This is a genomic window from Variovorax sp. EBFNA2 (genome assembly GCF_033802765.1).
Lineage (GTDB): Bacteria > Pseudomonadota > Gammaproteobacteria > Burkholderiales > Burkholderiaceae_C > Variovorax > Variovorax paradoxus_H.
This window is the reverse complement of sequence record NZ_CP138496.1, coordinates 6252914-6273928: the sequence shown is the minus strand read 5'-3', so window position 1 is coordinate 6273928 and position 21015 is coordinate 6252914. Positions and strand designations below refer to the sequence as shown.

The window sequence follows — 21015 nt, the reverse complement described above, 5'->3', positions numbered from 1 at the left end:
CTCCGTTGCTTTGTTGAAAAAACCAGGGATCGATCGGCTCAGGTCCCGCGCAGCACCTGCCAGAGTTCCTGGTCGCGCTCGGCGGTCCACACGACCGGGTGCTCGATGCCGCGCAGCTCGTCATATGCGCGGGACACGTCGAAAGGCAGCACGTGCTGGAACACCGGCCAGCCGCCGAAGCGCGGCGTCATGGCCGCCTCGGCGCGCGCGAAGCAGCCCCTGAGCGTGTCGCCCGCGGCGATGCCCGCGCGCACGCTGTCGAGCAGCGTCGAGAGAAAGTCCTTCGTGAGCCCGATCGCCTCGGCGCAGGCGGCTTCGCCCTGCAGCACCGCGCCGCGTCCGGGCACCAGCACGCGCGATTGCAATGCGCGCACCGCGTCGAGCGTGCCGGCCCACTCGCCGATGTAGGCGTCGCCCGCGTAGACGCCGCAGTGGTTCTCGACCACGTCGCCCGAGAACAGCACGCCGCAGTCGGACAGCCAGGCGACGGTGTCGCCGCCCGAGTGGCCGCGGCCCAGTGCCATCAACTGCAGTTCGCGGCCGCCGCCGAGCGGCAGCGTCATCTCGCGTTCGAAGACCGTGGTCGGGAAGGTCAGGCCCGGAATCTCTTCCACGCCTGCGAACAGGCGCGGAAAGCGGCCCACGTCCGATTCGAAGTCGGCCTGGCCGCGCGTGCGAATCCAGTCGAGCGTGCCGGCGCTGGCGATGATCTCCTGCACCTCGTCGAAGGCGCTCGCGCCCATCACGCGCACCGCGTGGTAGTGCGTGAGCACGATGGTGCGGATCGGCTTGTCGGTGACGCTGCGGATCGCCGCGAGAAAGTCGCGCGCCATGCGCGGCGTGGGGCGGGTGTCGATGAGCACCACCTGCTCCTCGCCGACGACGAAGCCGCAATTGGGATCGAAGTCGCTGATGTAGCCGTAGGCGCCCGGGGCGAGTTCCTGCAGCCGGGGTTTCTGCTCCCGGGTGTCGGAGGCGGAAGCGAAAGAGACGGTGGCGGTCATGGCGGTGTTGTCGTGGTCGTGGGGATGTCTTCTTCTTCGGCCTCGGCTGCCGCGCGGATGCACGCGAGCAGCACGGCCTGGTCGGCGCACTGGTTGGCCAGCAGCAGCACGAGGCGGGCGTTGAGATCGGCGCTCTGCGCCTCGGTGCGGCCTTCGTGCGCGGCCAGCAGCGCGGCGTAGAAGCCGTCGGGGTCGGGGATGCGGGGCTCGGTGATCATGAGGACGAAGCGGTGAGTGCGAGCGCCGTGCGGACAGCGGCGGCGATCGTGTCGGGGGTGGCTTGCAGCAGCGTCGCAGCGCGGTAGGCATCGGGGCGCACGAGCACGAAGCCGCCTGCCGCGTCGGGGTCGATGCCGAGGTGGCGTGCGAGCGTCTCGTCGGCGCGCAAGGTCGGCAGGCCGCTGTCGCCGCCCACGGCCAGCAGGCGCAGCGGCAATCCGGCCGTGACGTCGCACGCCGCCTGCGCCTGCGCGCGCGTCGGTGCGAACCACAGGCCCAGGCACTGCGTGCCCTCGGCCAGCAGCTGCACCAGCGTCGTCTCGCGCCCGTCGGCCCACTGCAGCGGCAGGTTCTGCACCGTGCGCCCGCCCTCGGGCAGCAGCGGCGCGGCGGGGTAGTCGTTGGCGACCGACATGCGGCCCGTGTTGACCAGCGCACGCGCGAAGCTGTGGCGCTTGGCCAGCGCCACCACGGCGCGGCGCAGCGTGTGCTCGGCCGACGAGCGCGGTGCGAGGAAGCGCGCCGAGCGGCTCGTGACCGTCAGGTTCTCCTGCGCGGCCGGGCGGCGCTCGGCGTCGTAGCTGTCGAGCAGCGCATCGCCGGCTTTCCCCTGCACCACCAGCGCGAGCTTCCAGCTGAGGTTGGCCGCGTCCTGGATGCCGGTGTTGCCGCCGCGCGCGCCGAAGGGGCTCACCACATGCGCGGCATCGCCGATGAAGCACACGCGGCCGTGGCGGAAGCGCTCGAGCAGGTGGTCGCGGTAGCCGTAGGGGCCGATCCACACGAACTCGAAGGCCACGTCGGGCCCGAGCTGTTCGCGCAGCCGCGCGCCGGCCACCTCGGGGCGGCTGATCTCGGCCGGGTCGCAGTCTTCGGGCATCTGGTAGTCGATGCGCCACACGCCGTCGGCCATGAGGTGTTGCCACACGCCGCGGCCTTCGTTGAAGGGCGCGTCGACCCAGGTCCAGCGCTCGGTGGGCAGCGGTTTTTCGAAGCGCACGTCGGAGATGCACCAGCGGTCGGTGCTGCGCGAGGCGTGCGATTCGACGCCGAGTTGCGTGCGGATCGGGCTGTTCGCGCCCGTGGCGTCGATCAGGTGGTCGGCCTCGATGGTGTAGCTGCCGGCGGGCGTCTCGATGTCGATGCGCACGCCGTCGGCCAGCGGCTCGACGTGCGTCACGCGGCTCTTCCAGCGCAGGTCGGTCACGCCGAGTTCGAGGATGCGATCGACCAGGAACCACTCGATGTAGAACTGCTGCAGGTTGATGAAGGGCGGCTGCTTCGAGACACTCGTGGCCTGCAGGTTGAAGTTGTAGACCTCTTCGTCGCCCGAGAAGGTGCGACCGAACGACCAGGTGATGCCCTTGGCCGCGATGCGCTCGTAGATGCCCAGGCGCTCGAAGATCTCCAGGCTCTTCTGCGCATAGCAGATGCCGCGCGACGAGGCGCCGCGCACGCCCACGGTGTCGTCCTCGTCGAGCAGCACGGCACGCACGCCGCGTTGTGCGAGGTCGCAGGCCAGCGTGAGGCCCGAGGGGCCGGCGCCGACGATCACGACCGGGTGACGCACGACCTGCGCGCTGCCGAGTTCGGGCGGCGGCGTGAAGGGCCAGACCGGCAGTTCGTAGGCCGGCGCGAATGCAAAGCTTTCCATGGTGTCGGGGCTCACAGCGCGTGGGCGAATTCGGCGATGGCGTCCGCCGCTTGCGGGATCAGCTCGGGCTGGCCCGCCAGGTAGTGGTTGCCGCCGACGATGTCGACGTTGCGGATGCGCGCGCCGCCCGCGGCCATCCACGCGTCGCGCGTGCTCGGGAAGGTCGACTGGTCGCCGGTGTAGGTCAGCAGCAGCTTGGGCACGGTGGTGCGCGCGAGGTTGGTCGGCCCGTCGGCCTGCGAGCGCGACGACCACTGCGAGAGGAACGCGGTCAGCGAGGTGGTGCGGCCCATCGCGTTGGCCGAATAGTTCACCTGCCGCGCATCGCCCCAGACGCTGCCGGGCAGGCGCGCGTTCGCATCGAGCGACAGGTCGACGCAGCGCGGATCGGCGTGCGTGCGGTAGACGACGAAGGTCTGGTCGCGCGGTGCGCCCGGTGTGCTGCGCAGCAATGCGAGGCGGTCGAGGCACCACTGCTCGATGCGGTCCAGCCGCGCCTTTTGCGCCGCGCTGAAGCGCGCGAGAAAGTCGGCCTCGTAGGGCACGCGGTGGCGCGGGTCGTACATGTCGAGGTCGGGGTCGACCGAGAGCGGGTCGTGCTCGTCGGTGACCGAGGGGTCGATCCAGTCGCGCATGAGCCGCGTGCGGCCCAGGTGCGCGGCGCACAGCGCGAGGCCGTCGACCGGTGGCAGGTCGGCTTGGTGCAGGTGCGTCGGGTCGCCGTCGGGCAGGTGCGTGGCCGTGAGCTGTTCGGCCTGCGCCTGGTAGAAGGCCGCGAGCGCCGCGCCGCCCGAGTTGCCGACCAGGAACACCTTCTCGTAGCCGGCCGCGCGCAGGTGCTGCACGCCGGCGCCCAGGTCTTGAATCGCGCGTTCCATCAGCAGCACCGTGTCGTTGCCGACGAAGCGCGAGTTCAGGCCCATGCAGCAGATGCCGCGCTCGGCCAGCGGGCCGATGAGGTAGTGGCCCATGAAGTTGCTGGTCGGGTGCATCACGATGGCCGCGATCTTTTTCGGCCCCGGCGGCGCGCGGAAGGCGCCGTAGATGCGCGGGCGCAGCAGTTGCAGGCCCGACTGGCTGTCCATGGCCGCGCCGGGCTTCACGTCGATGACGGCGAGTTGCAGCTCAGACATGCGAGGCGCCTTTCGTTGCTCGCAACTCGGCCTTGCGCGCGGTCCACGCGTCGAGGTCGGCGTGGGCATGGCGCGCGTGCGCGTCCATCTCGGCCTGCGGCACGGTCGGCGTGGTGAGTTCCACGCGGATGCCGTTGGGGTCGAAGAAGTAGATCGACTCGATGATGTGGTGGTCGGTCACGCCCAGCACCTCGATGCCGGCGCCTTCGAGCCGCGCCTTGGCGGCCAGCAGGTCGTTCCCCGAATCGACGCGCAGCGCGATGTGGTTCACCCACGAAGGGGTGTTGGGCGAGGGCAGCGCGGCGGTGTCATCGCCCAGGTCGAAGAAGGCGATGTACGCGCCGTCGCGCATCTGGAAAAAGATGTGCACGTAGGGGCAGTACTCGCCCGTGCTCGGCACGTGGTCGTTCTTGATGACGTGGGCCAGCGGCAGGCCCAGCAGGTCTTCGTAGAAGTGGCGGGTTTCCTCGCTGTCGCGGCAGCGCCAGGCGAAATGGTGCAGCCCGCGAATCGGGGGCGCGGACGTGGGGGCGGTCGTCGTCGGCATGCGTGTCTCCGTTGAGGCCGCGATTGGGCAATGCCGCGTCTTATGATGCAATCGAAATTAATTCATCGATTGATGAAATAATCATATATATGAACCTCACCCTGCGCCAGCTGCGCGCCTTCGCCGCCGTGGCCGAAACCGGCAGCTTCACCACCGCGGCCGGGCAGCTGCACCTCACGCAGTCGGCGCTCAGCGTGCTGGTGCGCGAGCTCGAGCGCGAGATGGGCGTGCAGCTGCTCGACCGCAACACACGCCGCGTGCAGCTGTCGGAGGCGGGGCGCGAGTTCCTGCCGTCGGTGCACCGCCTGCTCGGCGACCTGGCGGGCGCGGTCGCCGGCGTGACCGATCTGCGTGACAAGAAGAAAGGGCTGTTGCGGCTTGCAGCGCCGCAGCTCATGGCCTGCACGCTGATGCCGCGCGTGATCGCCGCCTACCGCGAGGCCTATCCCGACGTGGACGTGCGCCTGGCCGACACGCTGCCCGAGCACCTGCTGCTGGGCGTGGCGGCGGGCGACGTCGAACTGGCCGTGGGCCAGGACGTGGCAGTGGACGCCGCCGCCATCGAGCGCCGCACGCTGTTCCGCGACCGCCACTGGCTGATCTGCCCGCCCGGCCACGCCTTTGCCAAGCGCCGCAAGGTGCGCTGGCACGAGCTGGCGCCCTACACCTTCATCGCGCCCACGCGCGACTTTCGCCAGCGCGTGCTGCCCGAGCTGGGGCCCGAGGAGCGCGCGTACATGCTGCGGCCCGGCACGCAGGAGGTGTCGTACATGACCACCGCGCTCGGCATGGTGGCCTCGGGGCTGGGGCTGACCGTGTGCCCGACGTACTCGGCGTCGCTGGTGCGTGCGCACGGGCTGCAGATGGTGCGGCTCGAATCGCCCGACTTCCACCGCGAGGTCTGCGTGTACAGCGCGGCGCGGCGCTCGTTGTCGCCCGCGGCGGCGAGCTTCGTCGGCATCCTCGCGCAGTTTGCGACCGCGCAGCCGAAAGCCTGAAAAACATCGAAGCGGCGCAACAGGCGCACAGAGGCGTCGGAGGGTGAAAACTACAATGCACGCAGTCCCGCCTTTCAGTCTTTCACCATCCTCAGACCCATGAACGTCATTCGATTCACCGACCTCTGTGCGCAAGGCAAGGCCGCCGGCCAGCGCGTCTTCATCCGTGCCGACCTCAACGTGCCGCAAGACGACGCCGGCAACATCACCGAAGACACGCGCATCCGCGCCTCGGTGCCCTGCATCCAGTTGGCGCTCGATGCCGGCGCGGCCGTGATGGTCACCTCGCACCTGGGCCGTCCGACCGAAGGCGAGTTCAAGCCCGAAGACTCGCTGGCGCCCGTCGCCAAGCGCCTGGGCGAGCTGCTCGGCCGTGAAGTTCCGCTGGTGGCCAACTGGGTCGATGGCGTCGACGTGAAGCCCGGCCAGGTCGTGCTGCTCGAGAACTGCCGCGTCAACAAGGGCGAGAAGAAGAACGACGAAACGCTGGCCCGCAAGCTCGCCGCGCTGACCGACATCTACGTGAACGACGCCTTCGGCACCGCCCACCGCGCCGAAGCCACCACCTACGGCATCGCCCAGTTCGCCAAGATTGCCGCGGCCGGCCCGCTGCTGGCGGCCGAAATGGACGCCATCAGCAAGGCGCTGGCTCAGCCCAAGCGACCGCTGGTCGCCATCGTGGCGGGCTCGAAGGTCAGCACCAAGCTCACCATCCTGAAGAGCCTGTCGGCCAACGTCGACCAGCTGATCGTCGGCGGCGGCATCGCCAACACCTTCATGCTGGCCGCGGGCCTTTCGATCGGCAAGTCGCTGGCCGAGCCCGACCTGCTCGACCAGGCCAAGGCCGTGATCGACGCCATGCGCGCACGCGGCGCCGACGTGCCGATTCCGGTGGACGTGGTCACGGCCAAGACCTTCGCGGCCGATGCGCCCGCCACCGTCAAGGACGCCACCGACGTGGCCGACGACGACCTGATCCTGGACATCGGCCCCAAGACCTCGGCCATCCTGGCCGCGCAGCTGCGCGAAGCCGGCACCATCGTCTGGAACGGCCCGGTCGGCGTGTTCGAGTTCGACGCCTTCGCAGGCGGCACCAAGGCCATCGCGCAGGCGATTGCCGAGAGCAGCGCCTTCTCGATCGCCGGCGGTGGCGACACCCTGGCGGCCATCGCCAAGTACGGCATCGAGAAGCAGGTCGGCTACATCTCGACCGGCGGCGGTGCCTTCCTCGAGGTGCTGGAGGGCAAGACCCTGCCGGCCTTCGAGATCCTGGCCAAGCGCGCGGCCGGCTGATTCCGGCGGCGGTCCGGCCACGGGAGGGAAACCCCCCGTGGCGACTGACTTCCGTTCGACACACAAAGTGTATACAGTAGAGAATACAAAACGGAGACCCCTTTCATGAGCTCGGACCGCATCCCCCGCCACGCCACCAAGATCGTCGCCACCCTCGGCCCCGCCTCCAGCACGCCGGAATTGCTGGAACAGATGATCCTGGCCAAGGTCAGCGTGGTGCGGCTGAACTTCAGCCACGGCACGGCGCAGGACCACATCGACCGGGCCACCATGGTGCGCGAAGCGGCCCGCAAGGTGGGCCGCGAGGTGGCCATCATGGCCGACCTGCAGGGTCCCAAGATCCGCGTCGGCAAGTTCGCGCAGGGCAAGATCTGGCTCGAGCCGGGCGCCAAGTTCGTGCTCGACGCCTCGCGCACCGAGTTGGGCGACGTCGATGCTGTCGGCCTCGACTACAAGGACCTGCCGCGCGACGTGAAGCCCGGCGACAAGCTGCTGCTGAACGACGGCCTGATCGTGCTCACGGTCGACGGCGTCAAGGGCGAAGCGGTGCACACCACCGTCAAGCTCGGCGGCGAGCTGTCGAACAACAAGGGCATCAACAAGCAGGGCGGCGGCCTCACGGCGCCCGCGCTGACGGCCAAGGACATGGAAGACATCAAGACCGCGATGAGCTTCCAGGCCGACTACGTGGCCGTGAGCTTTCCCAAGAACGCCACCGACATGGAAATGGCCCGCCAGCTGTGCAACGTGGCGGCCGCCGAGTACGGCCACAAGCCCGGCATGATCGCCAAGATCGAGCGCGCCGAAGCCATTCCGAAGCTGGAAGAAATCCTGCGTGCCAGCGACGGCATCATGGTCGCCCGCGGCGACCTGGCGGTGGAAGTCGGCAACGCCGCCGTGCCGGCGCTGCAGAAAAAGATGATCCGCATGGCGCGCGACATGGACAAGGTGGTCATCACCGCGACCCAGATGATGGAGTCGATGATCACCAATCCCGTGCCCACGCGCGCCGAGGTGAGCGACGTGGCCAATGCCGTGCTCGACGGCACCGACGCCGTGATGCTCTCGGCCGAAACCGCGTCGGGCCGCTACCCGCTCGAGACCGTGCAGGAAATGAGCCGCATCTGCGAAGCCGCCGAAGGCGCCGAAGACCAGACGCTCGACGCCGACTTCAGCGGCAAGACCTACAGCCGCATCGACCAGTCGATCGCCATGGGCGCGCTGTTCACGGCGCACCACCTCGGCGCCAAGGCCATCGTGGCGCTGACCGAGTCGGGCTCGACCATCCTGTGGATGAGCCGCCACCGCGCGCACATTCCCATGTACGCGCTGACCTCGCGCCTGGCCACGCAGCGCAAGCTGGCGCTGTACCGCAACGTGCGCCCGCTGCTCATGGACTCGGAAAGCGACCGCGACACGGCGCTGCAGCAGGCCGAAAACCACCTGAAGAAGCGCGGCATCGTGCAGACCGGCGACGTGTATGCGATCACCTGCGGCGAACCGATGGGTGCACCCGGCGGCACCAACATGCTGAAGATCTGCCGCGCGAGCTGAGTCCGTTCGCCCGCAGCAAGACAAAGGCCGGCACATGCCGGCCTTTGTCGTTGCGTCGACCCCGTTCAGCCGTTGCGGAACAGGAAGCTGTAGGCGTTCAGCGCCGGCACGCCGCCCAGGTGTGCGTAGAGCACCTTCGAGCCCGCCGGAAACTCCCCGAGCCGCACCTTCTCGATCATTCCGTGCATCGACTTGCCCTCGTACACGGGGTCGGTCAGCATGCCTTCGAAGCGCGCGCTCAACCGAATGGCCTCCAGCGTGCCTTCGTTCGGCAGCCCGTACTCGGGCCCGCCGAAGCGGCGGTCGAGCACCACGTCTTTCTCGGTGATGTCGCGGCCCAGTTCGACCAGTTCGGCCGTGTTCTTTGCGATGCGCAAGATTTGTTCGAAGGTCTGCTGCGGCTTGGCCGAGGCGTCGATGCCGATCACGCGGTCGGCGCGGCCGTCGGCCGCGAAGCCCACCACCATGCCGGCCTGCGTGCTGCCGGTGACCGAGCAGACCACGATGTAGTCGAACTTGAAGCCGAGTTCGGCCTCCTGCTGGCGCACCTCCTCGGCAAAGCCCACGAAGCCGAGGCCACCGCGCGGATGCTCGGAGCAACCCGCCGGAATCGGGAAGGGTTTGCCGCCGGCCGCGCGCACGTCGGCCATGGCCTGTTCCCAGCTCTGGCGGATGCCGATGTCGAAGCCGGCCGCGTCCAGCCGCACGTCGGCGCCCATGATGCGAGACATCTCGATGTTGCCGACCCGGTCGTACACCGCGTCGGAGTAGTTGACCCAGTTCTCCTGCACCAGCACGCACTTCAGGCCCAGGTGCGCAGCCACCGCGGCCACCTGCCGCGTCTGGTTCGACTGGATGCCGCCGATCGACACCAGCGTGTCGTAGCCGCCTTCGAGCGCCTCGGGAATCAGGTACTCCAGCTTGCGCGTCTTGTTGCCGCCGAAGGCCAGGCCGCTGTTGCAGTCCTCGCGCTTGGCGTAGAGATCGACCTTGCCGCCGAGGTGGGCGCTCAGGCGCTTCAGCGGCTGGATCGGCGTGGGGCCGAAGGTCAGGACGTGGCGGGGGAATTTCTTCAGGTTCATCGACGCAGCTCCAGGGAGGATGGGGTGAAGCTGTCGATCGTAGGAAGAAGGGTTTGCAATGTGCTTGCGAAGTTTGATGGATCTGCGGTGGTAAAAAAGGCAGGATGGCCAGGAAGACCATCTTTCATCCGAAAAGAAAGCCATGAGCACAACAAAGTTGCGTACGCCGACGGAGCTCGATCGCACCGACCGCGCCATCCTGCGCGCCCTGCAGCGCGACGCCTCGGTGTCGAACGTGGCGCTGGCCGCCAAGGTGAACCTCAGCGCGCCGGCCTGCCTGCGCCGGGTCGAGCGGCTCAAGGCCGGCGGGCTCATCAAGGGCGTGGTCGCCTTGCTCGACCCCGACGCGCTCGAGGTCGGCATGCTCGTGATGATCGGCGTGGTGCTCGACCGCTCCACGCCCAACTCGTTCGCCGATTTCGAGAAGGCGGCGCAGAAGGTGTCGGGCTGCCTCGAGTGCCACGTCGTCACGGGCGAATTCGACTATTTCATGCTCGTGCGCACACGCGACAACGACAGCTTCAACCGCCTGCACGCCGAGCAGCTGCTGTACCTGCCGGGCGTGCGGCAGATCCGGACCTTCGTGGTGCTCAAGCAGGTGCTGTCGACCACGCAGTTGCCGATCTGAGCGAGGGCGCGAAACCGCGGCCGCGCCGGCCGCGTACACCTTCGATGACCTTGCCATCCTCTGCCTTGACGTTCCGCCCGCGCCGTGGCGCCCTTGCCGTCTCTCTCGCCGTGGCGGGGGCCGCCCTGCTGTCGGCGTGTTCGCCGATCAGGCTGCTCGACCGGCTGGTGCCCGGCGACACCTACCGGTTCGAGGGCGGCATCGCCTACGGTCCCGCGCCGCGCCAGCGGCTCGACGTGTACCAGCCGTTGCCGTCCGCCCAGCCGGCCGGCGACGCCCGCCCCCTCGTGGTGTTCTTCTTCGGGGGCACCTGGACGAGCGGCGACCGCGCCAGCTACAGGTTCATGGGCGAGGCGCTGGCCGCGCGCGGCGCCGTGGTGGTGGTGCCCGACTACGGCCTGTCGCCCGCCTTCACCTACCCGGTCTTCGTGCAGGACAGCGCCCGGGCCGTCAAATGGGCGCTCGACAACGCCGCGCGGCTCGGCGCCGATCCGAAGCAGGTCTACGTGATGGGCCACAGCTCGGGCGGCTACAACGCGGCGATGGTGGCGCTCGACGATCGCTGGCTCGGTGAACTGGGCGCCAGCCCGAAGCAGCTCGCGGGCTGGATCGGCCTGGCTGGCCCTTACGACTTTTTGCCCATCGGGGACCCGCAGGCGCAGGCCGCCTTCAATTGGCCGGACACGCCGCGCGATTCGCAGCCGCTGTCGCATGTGACGCCCGCCGCGCCGCGGGCGCTGCTGCTCGCGGCGGCGAAGGACAACCTGGTCTATCCCGACCGCAACACCGGCCGGATGGCCGCCGCGCTGCGCGCCGCCGACGTTCCGGTGCAGGTGAGGCTGTTCGACAACCTGAGCCATGTCACGCTGGTCGGCGCCTTTGCCAGGCCCATCCAGTGGCTGGGCGGGCCGGTGCTGCCGCCTGTGGTGGATTTCCTCGGGTTGGCGTCAGCGCCGTCCCACAAGGGGGCTCGGTAGAATCGGGGTAGTTTTCTCCCGACTTTCCGCCTTCTCTTTTTTCCCGTTTTTTCTATTCCCACGAGGTATTTCCCATGGCACTCGTCTCGATGCGCGAACTGCTGGACCACGCCGCCGCCAACGGCTACGGCATTCCGGCCTTCAACGTCAACAACCTCGAACAGGTCCAGGCCGTCATGGAGGCCGCCAAGGAAACCGGCGCGCCCGTCATCCTGCAAGCCAGCGCCGGCGCCCGCAAGTACGCGGGTGAAGCCTTCATCAAGCACCTGATCCAGGCCGCCATCGAGCAGTACCCGAACATCCCGCTGGTGATGCACCAGGACCACGGCCAGAGCCCGGCCATCTGCCAGGGCGCGATCGACCTGGGCTTCTCGTCCGTGATGATGGACGGCTCGCTGCACGAAGACGGCAAGACGCCCGCTTCGTTCGACTACAACGTCGAGGTGACCCGCAAGGTGGTCGAACTGGCCCACAAGGTCGGCGTCACCGTCGAAGGCGAGCTGGGCTGCCTGGGCTCGCTCGAAACCGGCCTGGCCGGTGAAGAAGACGGCATCGGCGCCGAAGGCGTGCTCGACCACGCCTCGCTGCTCACCGACCCCGAGGAAGCCGCGCAGTTCGTGAAGGCCACGCAGCTGGACGCACTGGCGATCGCCATCGGCACCAGCCACGGCGCCTACAAGTTCACGCGCAAGCCCACGGGCGACATCCTGTCGATCCAGCGCGTCAAGGAAATCCACGCCCGCCTGCCCAACACCCACCTGGTGATGCACGGCTCGTCGTCGGTGCCGCAGGACCTGCTGGAAATCATTCGCCAGTACGGCGGCAACATGAAGGAAACCTACGGCGTGCCCGTCGAGGAAATCCAGGAAGCCATCAAGTACGGCGTGCGCAAGATCAACATCGACACCGACATCCGCCTGGCGATGACCGGCGCGGTGCGCAAGTTCCTGGCCGAGAACCCCGAGAAGTTCGACGCCCGCGAATGGCTCAAGCCCGCGCGCGAAGCCGCCAAGCAGATCTGCAAGCAGCGCTACATCGAGTTCGGCTGCGAAGGCCAGGGCGCCAAGATCAAGGGCGACACGCTGCAGGTCGTCGCTGCCAGGTACGCCAAGGGCGACCTGGCGCAGCAAGTCATCTAACGAAGACAGACTGCGCGCCGCAGGCCACCGCTCGCGGTGGCTTTTTTCTGCGCGCACAATCCGCTTTTCCCGTCACCGTTTCCCAGCCGAGCATCCGTCCATGACCACCGTTCACACCTCCTCCATCCAGAGCCTGCCCCTGCTTGCGCGCGGCAAGGTGCGCGACAACTACGCCGTCGGCGAAGACCGCATCCTGATGGTCGCGAGCGACCGGCTCAGCGCCTTCGACGTGATCATGGGCGAACCCATCCCCGGCAAGGGCGAGATCCTCACGAAGATGGCGCTGTGGTGGTTCGACCGCCTGGGCGCGCTGTGCCCCAACCACCTGACGGGCGAAGCGCCCGAGAGCGTGGTCACCGCCGAGGAGGTGCCGCAGGTCACGGGCCGCTCGATGCTGGTCAAGCGCCTGCGTCCGATCCCGGTCGAGGCGGTGGTGCGCGGCTACCTGGCCGGCAGCGGATGGAAGGAATACCAGGACAACCGCGCGGTCTGCGGCGTGCCGCTGCCCGAGGGCCTGACCAACGCGAGCAAGCTGCCGCGCCCGATCTTCACGCCCGCCGCCAAGGCCGCGGCCGGCGAGCACGACGAGAACATCAGCTACGAGCGCGTGGTCGAGATCGTCGGCCCCAAGCTGGCCCAGCAGATCCGCGAGATCAGCATCGCCATCTACGAGGCCGCGGCCCAGATCGCACTCGCCAAGGGCATGATCATTGCCGACACCAAGTTCGAGTTCGGCCTGGACGAGAACGACACGCTGGTGCTCATGGACGAAGTGCTCACGCCCGACAGCTCGCGCTACTGGCCCGTCGAGGGCTACGAAGCCGCGCTGGCCGCCGGCACCAATCCGCCGAGCTACGACAAGCAGTTCGTGCGCGATTGGCTCGAAGCCACCAAGATCAACGGCAAGCCCTGGGACAAGACGCCCCCGGCGCCGCGCCTGCCGGCCGAAGTCATCGAGAAGACGGCCGCCAAGTACCGTGAGGCGCTGGACCGCCTCACCCACGGCTGATCTGTTTTTTTCCTAGCGGTTGCCGCTGCTGAGCAGCGCGACCGTGCGGCCGCTCGCATCGAGCAGCGCGAGCCGCCCCGGCGCCAGCCGGTAGCTGGCCGTGCTCTGCAGCGCCGACAGGAACTGCGCCTCGTTGGCGCCGCGCACCGGGTCGGCGCAGGCCATGCGCGTCGCGGCCATCTGGCCGAGCTTGAGCGACACGCCCGCGCGCGTGAACGATCCCGTGACGCGGTTGCAGCCGCCCGACCCACTCACCCGTCCGCTGTTGCGGTCGAACTGCAACTGGGCATCGCCGCCCGGTGCGATGGGCTCGTCGCCCAGTTGCACCAGGCGCCACACCGGCCCTTCGATCGGCTCGTCGAGGCTGATGCCGCTGCCGCAACCGGTCAGGGCGGTCAGCAGCAGCGCGGCCGAGGCAACGGCGGGGAGCGCGGTACGGCGGGCGAAGGAACGCATGGCCAATTTTCCTTTTCAATCTGCAACAAGTTAAAACCGGCGCCATCGTATGCGACGCCGTGGCCGGTGCGAAGACAGGCCCGTCGGCGCGTCCGGGCTTCTTCAGGCCGCGAGTGCTGCGAGGGCCACGCCGCCCGCAAGGCGCGTCTCGACGCAGCGGCGCACGCTGGCGGGCGTGCCGTCCTGCGCCAGCAGCGCGGGCCACTCGGCCTGGGCCTGGCGCACGGTGTCGCGCGCGATGGCCATCAAACGCGCCGGCCGCAGCAGCCCGGCCGCGCGCAGCAGCGCCTCCAGCGCGGGCCCGTCGAAAGCGCGCAGCGTGGCGTCGATGGCGCGGTTGACGCCGTAGTCGCGCGCCGGCACGTCCTCGAAGAAGGCGGCCACGCAGACCGGGTCGTACAGCGGCGCGAGCACCGGCGCCATGCCGTCGGGGTAGCGCAGGGCCCAGTTCTTCAGGTGCGCGTCGCTGTTGCCCAGCAGGATGAAGGCGACCAGGCGGCGCACGCACTCGCGCACGTCGGCCACCGGGTTGGGCGACAGGCGGTCGAGCACGCGCAGCATGGCGGGCCAGTCGGTGGTCAGCCCGCGGCCGTACTTCTGGCGCGGCTCGTACTGCAGCACCTGCGCGAACTCTTCCATGTGAATGCGCCCGCCCTCGGGTGTGCGGTCGAAGCGGCGCACTGCCAGGATCTGCGCGAACGGCACCTGCTCGGGCAGGTCGGCGTCGGCGCGGCCGATCACGTGGGCCTGCGCGCAGTCGAGGCCGAGTGCGCCGCACAGGCGATAGCCGGTGTATTCGTTGGCGACCAGGTCGGGGTGGCGCGTGCTCGGCAGCTTGAGGATGAACGAGCCCGCCGCGCCGTGGCGCTTGACCACGTAACGCCGCCCGTCCTGCACCGCCGAGAACTTGGTCACCACGCCGGGGATGGCGGCGGCGTCTTCCACCGGCATCTCGACAAAGCCGGGTTCGAGCACGTCGAGCCCCAGCGCCGTGTGCCAGTGGCGCACGGTGTCGGGAATGCCTTCGGACGTGGGCACGGGCTCGACCTCGAGCGCGCCCATGAGGTCGTGGCCGGCGGCGGCCAGCAGCTCGAACTCGTCGTCGGCCGCGCAGCCGCGCTGCTGCGCCAGGCGCTCGCGGTTGTGGCCCTCGGGCAGCAGGTTCTGGAAGTAGCTGGGCCAGCGGCCGTCGCTGCGCGACACGCGGGTGTCGCGCGCCGACGCCAGGATGGCGCGCGTGGCGGCCTCGTCCGCGCCGCGGTAGGCCAGCGACAGCGTGGGCCGGCCCGGGTCGGCGATGTAGGCCTCATCGAACGACACGCGCAGGATGTCGCCGTACTGCGAGAGGTAACCGATGGCGCGCCGCCCGCCACCGGGCAGGTGCAGGTGCATCCGCAGGTAGCGGATGCCGGTGTTGAAGACGGCGCGCGTGCTCACCGGCTCACCGGTTCTCGTCCGCCAGGCTCTGCGCGATGGACGGCGGCGCGCCCACGCCCGCAGGCTGGCCGAGCAGGCGCCCGCCCGAGCGCACGAAGTCTTCGAGCTGCGGGCGCAGCGTGGCGGGCACGGGCATGAGTTCGAGCCCCAGCACGCGCGCCATTTCGAGCAGCGTCGACAGGCGCGGATCGATCTGGCCGCTTTCGATGCGCTGCACCGTCATGCGCGACAGCCCGGCGCGCGTGGCCAGCGCCTCCTGGCTCAGGCCGCCGGCCTTGCGGGCTTTTTCGAGTTCTTCAGTCAGTTGGAGCATTGCAATGCGCTTTTATCGGAAATTGAGTAGCAATGCTATCTATATGGGACGACAGCGGCAATAAAAAAGCGACCCACAGATCGCTTTTTTGTTCAATTGCGCACTGAAAGGCGCAATGCGTCGTTCAGCTCAGCACCACGCTGCTCAGGCGGCGGCGGTACGTGGCGACGACCGGATCGTCCGGCGGAATCTGCCCGTCGGCGACCTTCACCTTCGGCGGTTCGATCACATCGAGGATCGCGATGTAGGTCTTGCGCGCCAGGTCTTCGCTCCAGCTCTTGTCGCGCATGAGGATGTCGAGCAGCTCGTCCATCGCGTCGGTCCAGCGCTGGGCGGCCATCAGCAGGCGGGCGCGGCCAAAGCGGGCGTCGAAGTCGCGCTTGTTGGCGGCGATCTTGTCGTCGAAATCGCCCAGCGTCGGTGCGGAGCCGGTGACCGGTGCGGCGAAATCGATGGCGTCCATCCAGCGCTGCAGCGAATCGAAGCGGCGCACCAGCGTGGTCTTGGCGATCACCGGTGCAAAGGCGACCTTCGCGTCGTCGGTGCGGCCTTCCTGCAGCAGCAGCTTGATGTAGTCGAAGCGCACGTCGTCGTTGGCCGGGTCGGTGGCCACGGCGTGCTGCAGCTTCTCGAGCGCGCCCAGGGTGTCGCCCTCGGCCAGTGCTTCCTGCGCGGCGGCTTCTTCCGAGGCGGCTTCGGCCTCGTCGGCGCCCGGCACGTGCTTGTCGAGGAATTCGCGGATCTTCTCGGCCGGAATGGCGCCGACGAAGCCGTCGACCGGCTGGCCGTCCTTGAACATCACGCAGAACGGGATGCTGCGCACGCCGAACATTTCGGACAGCTGCGACGAGATTTGCGGCACCTTGTCGGCGTCGAGCTTGGCCAACGTGAAGCGGCCGGCGTATTCGGTTTCGAGTTTTTCGAGCACCGGGCCGAGCTGTTTGCAGGGGCCGCACCATTCGGCCCAGATGTCCAGCAGCACCGGCGTGGCGACCGAGCCTTCGATCAGCTCGGACTGGAAATTTTCGAGAGTGATGTCGATCATCGGGAACAGCTGGGGGTGAAACGTAAAATTGAAACCATGAACGAAACCATTCAGGTCGGTGTAGTGATGGGCTCGAACTCCGATTGGGAGACGATGCGCCACGCGGTCGAGATTCTCCAGCAATTCGGAATCAGCCACGAAGCGAAGGTGGTCTCGGCCCACCGGATGCCCGATGCGCTGTTCGCGTACGCCGAAAGCGCCGCCGGGCGCGGGCTCACCGCGATCATCGCGGGGGCGGGCGGCGCGGCCCACCTGCCGGGCATGCTGGCCTCCAAAACCACGGTGCCGGTGCTCGGCGTGCCGGTGGCCAGCCGCCACCTGCAGGGCGTCGATTCCCTCTACAGCATCGTGCAGATGCCCAAGGGCGTGCCCGTGGCCACCTTTGCCATCGGCACCGCCGGCGCGGCCAATGCGGCGCTGTTCGCGGTGGCGATGCTGGCAGTGAACAACCCCGCGTTGCGCGCCAGGCTCGATGCCTTCCGCACGGCCCAGACCGCCGCCGCCGAGGCCATGGTGCTGCCGCCGCCCGAAGCGGGCGCTGTGTCTCCCGTGTCGCCCGTGTCACCGTTTTCGCCGCAAGGCGGGGGTGCACTGTGAGCGGCGTCACCGGCCATTCGGCCGACCTGCCGATCCTCCCGGGCGCCACGCTCGGCGTGCTCGGCGGCGGCCAGCTCGGGCGCATGTTCGCGCACGCGGCCCAGCGCATGGGCTACTTCACCGCGGTGCTCGACCCCGATGCCGACAGCCCCGCCGGCCGCGTGAGCCATCACCACATCCACACCGACTACGCCGACGTCGACGGCCTCGCCCGCCTCGCCGGCCTGGCCGACGCGGTGACGACCGAGTTCGAGAACGTGCCCGCGCCCTCGCTGGAGCACCTGGCGGTCGCGCGGCCGGTGTCGCCCGCCGCGTCGGCCATCGCCATCGCGCAGGACCGCATCGCCGAGAAGGCGCACTTCACGCGCTGCGGCGTGCCGTGCGCGCCCTATGCCGTCATCGAGACGGCGGAGCAGCTGGCTGCCGTCGACGAGCAGCTGCTGCTGCCCGGCATCCTCAAGACCGCCCGCCTGGGCTATGACGGCAAGGGCCAGCAGCGCGTGAAGACGCGCGCCGAACTGGTCGAGGCCTGGCAGGCCGCCGGCTGCGTGCCCTGCGTGCTCGAAAAGATGCTGCCGCTCGAGTTCGAGTGCTCGGTGATCCTGGCGCGCGGCCGCGACGGCCAGATCGTGCATTTCCCGCCGCAGCGCAACCTGCACCGCGACGGCATCCTCGCCGTGACCGAGGTGCATCCGCAGAACATGCCCAAGACCGTGGCGCAGGGCGCGGTCAATTCCGCCAGGAGCATCGCCAGCGGCCTGGACTACGTGGGCGTGCTGTGCGTCGAGTTCTTCGCGCTGGCCGACGGTTCGCTGGTGGTCAACGAAATGGCGCCGCGTCCGCACAACAGCGGCCACTACACGATGGAAGCCTGCGACGTGTCGCAGTTCGAGCTGCAGGTGCGCACCCTGGCCGGCCTGCCGCTGACCGCACCGCGCCAGCACAGCCCCGCCGTCATGCTCAACCTGCTGGGCGACCTGTGGTTCCCCGACGGCGAAGGCGACGGCATCAAGCCGGTCGCGCCGCGCTGGAGCGAAGTGCTCGCCGTGCCCGGCACGCACCTGCACCTGTACGGCAAGCTGGCACCACGCCGCGGCCGCAAGATGGGCCACCTGACCCTCACCGGCGCCACGCTCGAGAGCGTGCGCGCCAATGCCTCGCAGGCCGCGCTGCTGCTGGGCCTGCCGGCGCTCGCATGATCCTCGACGGCCACGCTCCCGACGCCATCGCCGAGGCCGCGCGCGTGCTGCGCGCGGGCGGGCTGGTCGCCTTCCCGACCGAGACCGTCTACGGCCTGGGCGCCGACGCCAGCAGCGACACCGCTGTCGCCGGCATCTTCACGGCCAAGGGCCGGCCGGCCGACCATCCGCTGATCGTCCACGTGGCGGCGGGCGCCAAGGGCGCGCAGGCGCTGTCGCGCTTTGCCCAGCCGCTGCCGCCTTTCGCGCAGAAGCTCGTGCAGGCCTTCTGGCCCGGCCCGCTCACGCTGATCGTCACGCGCCAGCCCGGCGTGGGCACGGCGGCGGCCGGCGGACAGGACACCATCGGCCTGCGCTGTCCCGCGCACCCGGTGGCACAGGCGCTGCTCGAAGCCTGCGCCGAACAGGGCGTGCCCGGCCTGGCGGGGCCGAGCGCCAACCGCTTCGGCCGCGTCAGCCCGACCACGGCGCAGCACGTGCACGACGAGTTTGGCGACGCGCTGCTCGTCATCGACGGCGGTGCCTGCGAAGTGGGCATCGAATCGACCATCGTCGACTGCAGCCGCGGCGCGCCCGTGCTGCTGCGCCCGGGCCTCATCACGCGCGCACAGATCGAGGCCGCCGTCGGCGAGCCATTGCGCGACCGCGAGGTGCTCGACACGCCCGACCCGCGCGCCTCGGGCACGCTGGAGGCGCACTACGCGCCCGACGCCAAGGTGCGGCTCATGGACACCAAGGCCATTCAGACCGGGCTGGACGTGCTCGGCGCCAACGCCGCGCACATCGCCGTGTGGACGCGCAGCAATGTGCGCAGCCGCTCGCAGCGCGTGCTGCTGCGGCGCATGCCCGACGATGCCGCTGCCGCCGCGCAGCAGCTGTTCGCGGTGCTGCGCGAGTTCGACGCGCAGGGCGTGAAGCTGATCTGGGTCGAGACGCCGCCCGACACGCCCGAGTGGGAAGGCGTCAAGGACCGCTTGCAGCGCGCTGCAGCGGCCTGATCAACGCCTTTTAGGCTGCTGCGGGGCTCAGCCCCCGGCCGCCAGCACACCCTGGAAGAATCCGCGCGCTGCCGCCAGGCAGAACGGCGGCGCCAGCGTGCCGTGGTAGGCCGCGGTCACGGCGCGCGCCTTGTCGGCGGCGCTGCCCGGCGTGCTCTGTGCCAGCAGGTCCTTCGCCTGCGCGAAGCCTGCGCGCGCCGCCGAATAGCTGTCGGTGGCGCCGTTGTCTTCCAGGTCGACCACCGCGAGCGCGGCGGCCGGCATGCCCTTGGCGCGGAAGTAGCCGGCCGTGGCGCGGGTGCTCAGGAAGTTCACGGTCGGGTCGTTCGCGCCGCTGCACAGCAGCATCGGCTTGGCTGGCACCCAGTTGCGCAGGTCGTTGGCGATGGCCGCCTTGCGGAAGCCCGTGGCCGGCTTGCAGTCCAGCGGCGTGGCCGAACCGAGCGACGCGGCCGTGGCCGGCAGCGCGTTGCCGGGGCAGGTGTTCGACTGGATGTCGGTGGCCGCCTGCGTCAGGAAGCTCTGCTTGATGAGGTTGTTGGCGCCGTAGAAGATCGACAGCTCGGGGCTCACCGGGCCCGGTTTGCCGTCGGCCGGGAACAGCGCCAGCTGCGGCAGCTTGCCGCTGGAGAACAGCGTGCCCGGCGAGAGGCTCGGCAGCAGCGTCTCGATGCCGGTGGCGTACTGCGCTTCGTAGACGTCGCCGGGGCTGCCGTAGACGTTGCCGAACTGCTGCTGCCAGCTGGTCGACAGCAGCGGCACGAACAGCGTGGAGCCCAGTGCGGGCCAGCCCAGGTAGGTGTAGTCGGTCAGCAGGCTGATGGCCGAGGGCGCGGCCAGCGGGGCCGAGGCCGTCACGGGCTTGCCGGTGGCCTGCATCTCGCGGTGCGCGGCCATTGCCACGTAGCCGCCCTGCGAGTAGCCGGTGATGAACAGCGAGCCGGCGTCGTTCGCGCCGATCTCAGAGAAGGTCTTGCGCGCCGCGGTGAGCGCATCGACCATGTCCTTGCCCTGCTGCTCGCCGTTGAGGTACGGGTGGTAGGGCAGCGTCGACTTGTCGTAGCCCGCGTAGTTGGGCGCCACCACGATGTAGCCCTGCGCCGCGAACATGGCTGCCACCATCAGGCCTTCGCCGGCGGCCGGCTGGGTGGTGTCGGTCCACTTGGCGAGGTTGTAGTTGCGCGCCGGCGTGGTGCCGTGCGCGTACAGCACCACCGGGCGCCCGCCGCTGCAGGCGACGTCGGAACCCGAGGGCACCATGATCGCGGCGGTGGCGTTGGTGGCTTCGTTCTTGCCGCCGACGGTGCGGTACTCGAGGTAGCGCATGTCGACGCCGCACTTGGGCGCGCCGGTGACCTGCAGCAGCGCCTTGCCCTGGTCGGAGGCCTGCAGGCTGGCCCTGAACTGGTCGGCCGTGAGCTTGGTGCCCTGCTCGGGCGGGCTGGTGACGACCGTGCCGCGGCCGGTGTCGCTGCCGCCGCCCGGCGGCGGAAATACGACGCCGATGCCGCCCCCACCGCCGCCGCCCCCGCCGCAGGCGGCGAGCAGCAACGCGGTGCCGGCGAGCGTCGCCGTGGCAGTGATTCGGCGAGCCGAGAGGGACGATGGCCGTGGATGCTGCAAGGTCAAGACGCGTCTCCTGGAGAGGTATCGAAACGAACGAGCGTCCCATTCTGGGCAGCGCCACGGCCGCGCGCAAGCCGCGTTTGCCAGCAGAACCTATTCAGTAGCCC

General features: G+C 69.3%; 21 protein-coding genes. 10 read left to right on the top strand and 11 right to left on the bottom strand.

The window, feature by feature from the left end:
* Positions 1-38: 38 nt before the first annotated feature.
* Genes RZE79_RS29520 through RZE79_RS29500 form a run of 5 tightly spaced genes read right to left on the bottom strand, consistent with a single transcriptional unit; the run spans position 39 to position 4557 of the window.
* Positions 39-1004 carry an MBL fold metallo-hydrolase gene (locus RZE79_RS29520; protein ID WP_319358021.1) on the bottom strand — a complete coding sequence of 322 codons (966 nt, stop codon included), beginning with the start codon at positions 1002-1004 and terminating at the stop codon, positions 39-41.
* On the bottom strand, positions 1001-1222 hold the full coding sequence (locus RZE79_RS29515) for a DUF2783 domain-containing protein (protein WP_319358020.1): 222 nt from the start codon (positions 1220-1222) through the stop codon (positions 1001-1003). The genes RZE79_RS29520 and RZE79_RS29515 overlap by 4 nt, the downstream gene beginning before the upstream one ends.
* On the bottom strand, positions 1219-2877 hold the full coding sequence (locus tag RZE79_RS29510; RefSeq protein ID WP_319358019.1) for an FAD-dependent oxidoreductase: 1659 nt from the start codon (positions 2875-2877) through the stop codon (positions 1219-1221). Before RZE79_RS29510 ends, RZE79_RS29515 begins: the two co-directional genes overlap by 4 nt.
* 11 nt (positions 2878-2888) lie before the next feature.
* Positions 2889-4010, bottom strand: coding sequence for an alpha/beta hydrolase (locus RZE79_RS29505; RefSeq protein ID WP_319358018.1), 1122 nt, complete (start codon positions 4008-4010; stop codon positions 2889-2891).
* Positions 4003-4557, bottom strand: a complete 555-nt coding sequence (locus tag RZE79_RS29500) for a VOC family protein (RefSeq protein ID WP_319358017.1) — start codon at positions 4555-4557, stop codon at positions 4003-4005. Before RZE79_RS29500 ends, RZE79_RS29505 begins: the two co-directional genes overlap by 8 nt.
* Positions 4558-4646: 89 nt before the next feature.
* On the opposite strand from RZE79_RS29500, the gene RZE79_RS29495 reads away from it, so the two are divergent.
* From RZE79_RS29495 to pyk, 3 genes are all read left to right on the top strand, one after another.
* Positions 4647-5555: a LysR family transcriptional regulator gene (locus tag RZE79_RS29495; protein WP_319358016.1), complete on the top strand. Its 909-nt coding sequence runs from the start codon at positions 4647-4649 to the stop codon at positions 5553-5555.
* 99 nt (positions 5556-5654) lie between these two features.
* Entirely contained in the window at positions 5655-6848 is a 1194-nt protein-coding gene (locus tag RZE79_RS29490; RefSeq protein WP_319358015.1) for a phosphoglycerate kinase, read from the top strand.
* Positions 6849-6953: 105 nt separating this feature from the next.
* On the top strand, positions 6954-8402 hold the full coding sequence (gene pyk / locus RZE79_RS29485; protein WP_153281551.1) for a pyruvate kinase: 1449 nt from the start codon (positions 6954-6956) through the stop codon (positions 8400-8402).
* 65 nt (positions 8403-8467) lie between these two features.
* Here the strand turns inward: pyk and RZE79_RS29480 are convergent, their stop codons facing one another.
* Positions 8468-9484: a 1-aminocyclopropane-1-carboxylate deaminase gene (locus tag RZE79_RS29480; protein WP_319358013.1), complete on the bottom strand. Its 1017-nt coding sequence runs from the start codon at positions 9482-9484 to the stop codon at positions 8468-8470.
* Positions 9485-9626: 142 nt separating this feature from the next.
* Between RZE79_RS29480 and RZE79_RS29475 the strand changes: the two genes are divergently transcribed.
* From RZE79_RS29475 to RZE79_RS29460, 4 genes are all read left to right on the top strand, one after another.
* Positions 9627-10112, top strand: a complete 486-nt coding sequence (locus RZE79_RS29475) for an Lrp/AsnC family transcriptional regulator (RefSeq protein ID WP_319358012.1) — start codon at positions 9627-9629, stop codon at positions 10110-10112.
* A 44-nt stretch (positions 10113-10156) separates the two neighbouring features.
* Positions 10157-11089: an alpha/beta hydrolase gene (locus RZE79_RS29470; protein ID WP_373696519.1), complete on the top strand. Its 933-nt coding sequence runs from the start codon at positions 10157-10159 to the stop codon at positions 11087-11089.
* 74 nt (positions 11090-11163) lie between these two features.
* Positions 11164-12228, top strand: a complete 1065-nt coding sequence (gene fba / locus RZE79_RS29465) for a class II fructose-bisphosphate aldolase (RefSeq protein WP_319358010.1) — start codon at positions 11164-11166, stop codon at positions 12226-12228.
* Positions 12229-12328: 100 nt separating this feature from the next.
* Complete coding sequence (locus tag RZE79_RS29460; RefSeq protein ID WP_153281556.1) at positions 12329-13237, top strand: phosphoribosylaminoimidazolesuccinocarboxamide synthase; 909 nt, start codon at positions 12329-12331, stop codon at positions 13235-13237.
* Between the two features lie 12 nt (positions 13238-13249).
* Here RZE79_RS29460 and RZE79_RS29455 read toward each other — a convergent pair whose 3' ends face one another.
* From RZE79_RS29455 to RZE79_RS29440, 4 genes are all read right to left on the bottom strand, one after another.
* Positions 13250-13693, bottom strand: a complete 444-nt coding sequence (locus RZE79_RS29455) for an META domain-containing protein (protein ID WP_319358009.1) — start codon at positions 13691-13693, stop codon at positions 13250-13252.
* 102 nt (positions 13694-13795) lie between these two features.
* The gene (locus RZE79_RS29450) at positions 13796-15085 is read right to left on the bottom strand and encodes a type II toxin-antitoxin system HipA family toxin (protein ID WP_319361336.1); all 1290 of its coding nucleotides are present in this window, start codon (positions 15083-15085) and stop codon (positions 13796-13798) included.
* Positions 15086-15134: 49 nt separating this feature from the next.
* On the bottom strand, positions 15135-15443 hold the full coding sequence (locus tag RZE79_RS29445; RefSeq protein WP_319358008.1) for a helix-turn-helix transcriptional regulator: 309 nt from the start codon (positions 15441-15443) through the stop codon (positions 15135-15137).
* Between the two features lie 124 nt (positions 15444-15567).
* On the bottom strand, positions 15568-16488 hold the full coding sequence (locus RZE79_RS29440; protein WP_319358007.1) for a tetratricopeptide repeat protein: 921 nt from the start codon (positions 16486-16488) through the stop codon (positions 15568-15570).
* A gap of 36 nt (positions 16489-16524) precedes the next feature.
* On the opposite strand from RZE79_RS29440, the gene purE reads away from it, so the two are divergent.
* From purE to RZE79_RS29425, 3 genes are read left to right on the top strand one after another with little or no spacing between them, the layout of a single operon-like run.
* Positions 16525-17085, top strand: a complete 561-nt coding sequence (purE, locus tag RZE79_RS29435; protein WP_319358006.1) for a 5-(carboxyamino)imidazole ribonucleotide mutase — start codon at positions 16525-16527, stop codon at positions 17083-17085.
* Complete coding sequence (locus tag RZE79_RS29430; protein WP_319358005.1) at positions 17082-18284, top strand: 5-(carboxyamino)imidazole ribonucleotide synthase; 1203 nt, start codon at positions 17082-17084, stop codon at positions 18282-18284. Before purE ends, RZE79_RS29430 begins: the two co-directional genes overlap by 4 nt.
* Positions 18281-19282 (top strand): L-threonylcarbamoyladenylate synthase, encoded by a 1002-nt coding sequence (locus RZE79_RS29425; protein WP_319358004.1) that lies wholly within the window; start codon positions 18281-18283, stop codon positions 19280-19282. Before RZE79_RS29430 ends, RZE79_RS29425 begins: the two co-directional genes overlap by 4 nt.
* 27 nt (positions 19283-19309) lie before the next feature.
* Here RZE79_RS29425 and RZE79_RS29420 read toward each other — a convergent pair whose 3' ends face one another.
* Entirely contained in the window at positions 19310-20905 is a 1596-nt protein-coding gene (locus tag RZE79_RS29420; RefSeq protein WP_319361334.1) for a prolyl oligopeptidase family serine peptidase, read from the bottom strand.
* Positions 20906-21015 lie beyond the last annotated feature (110 nt).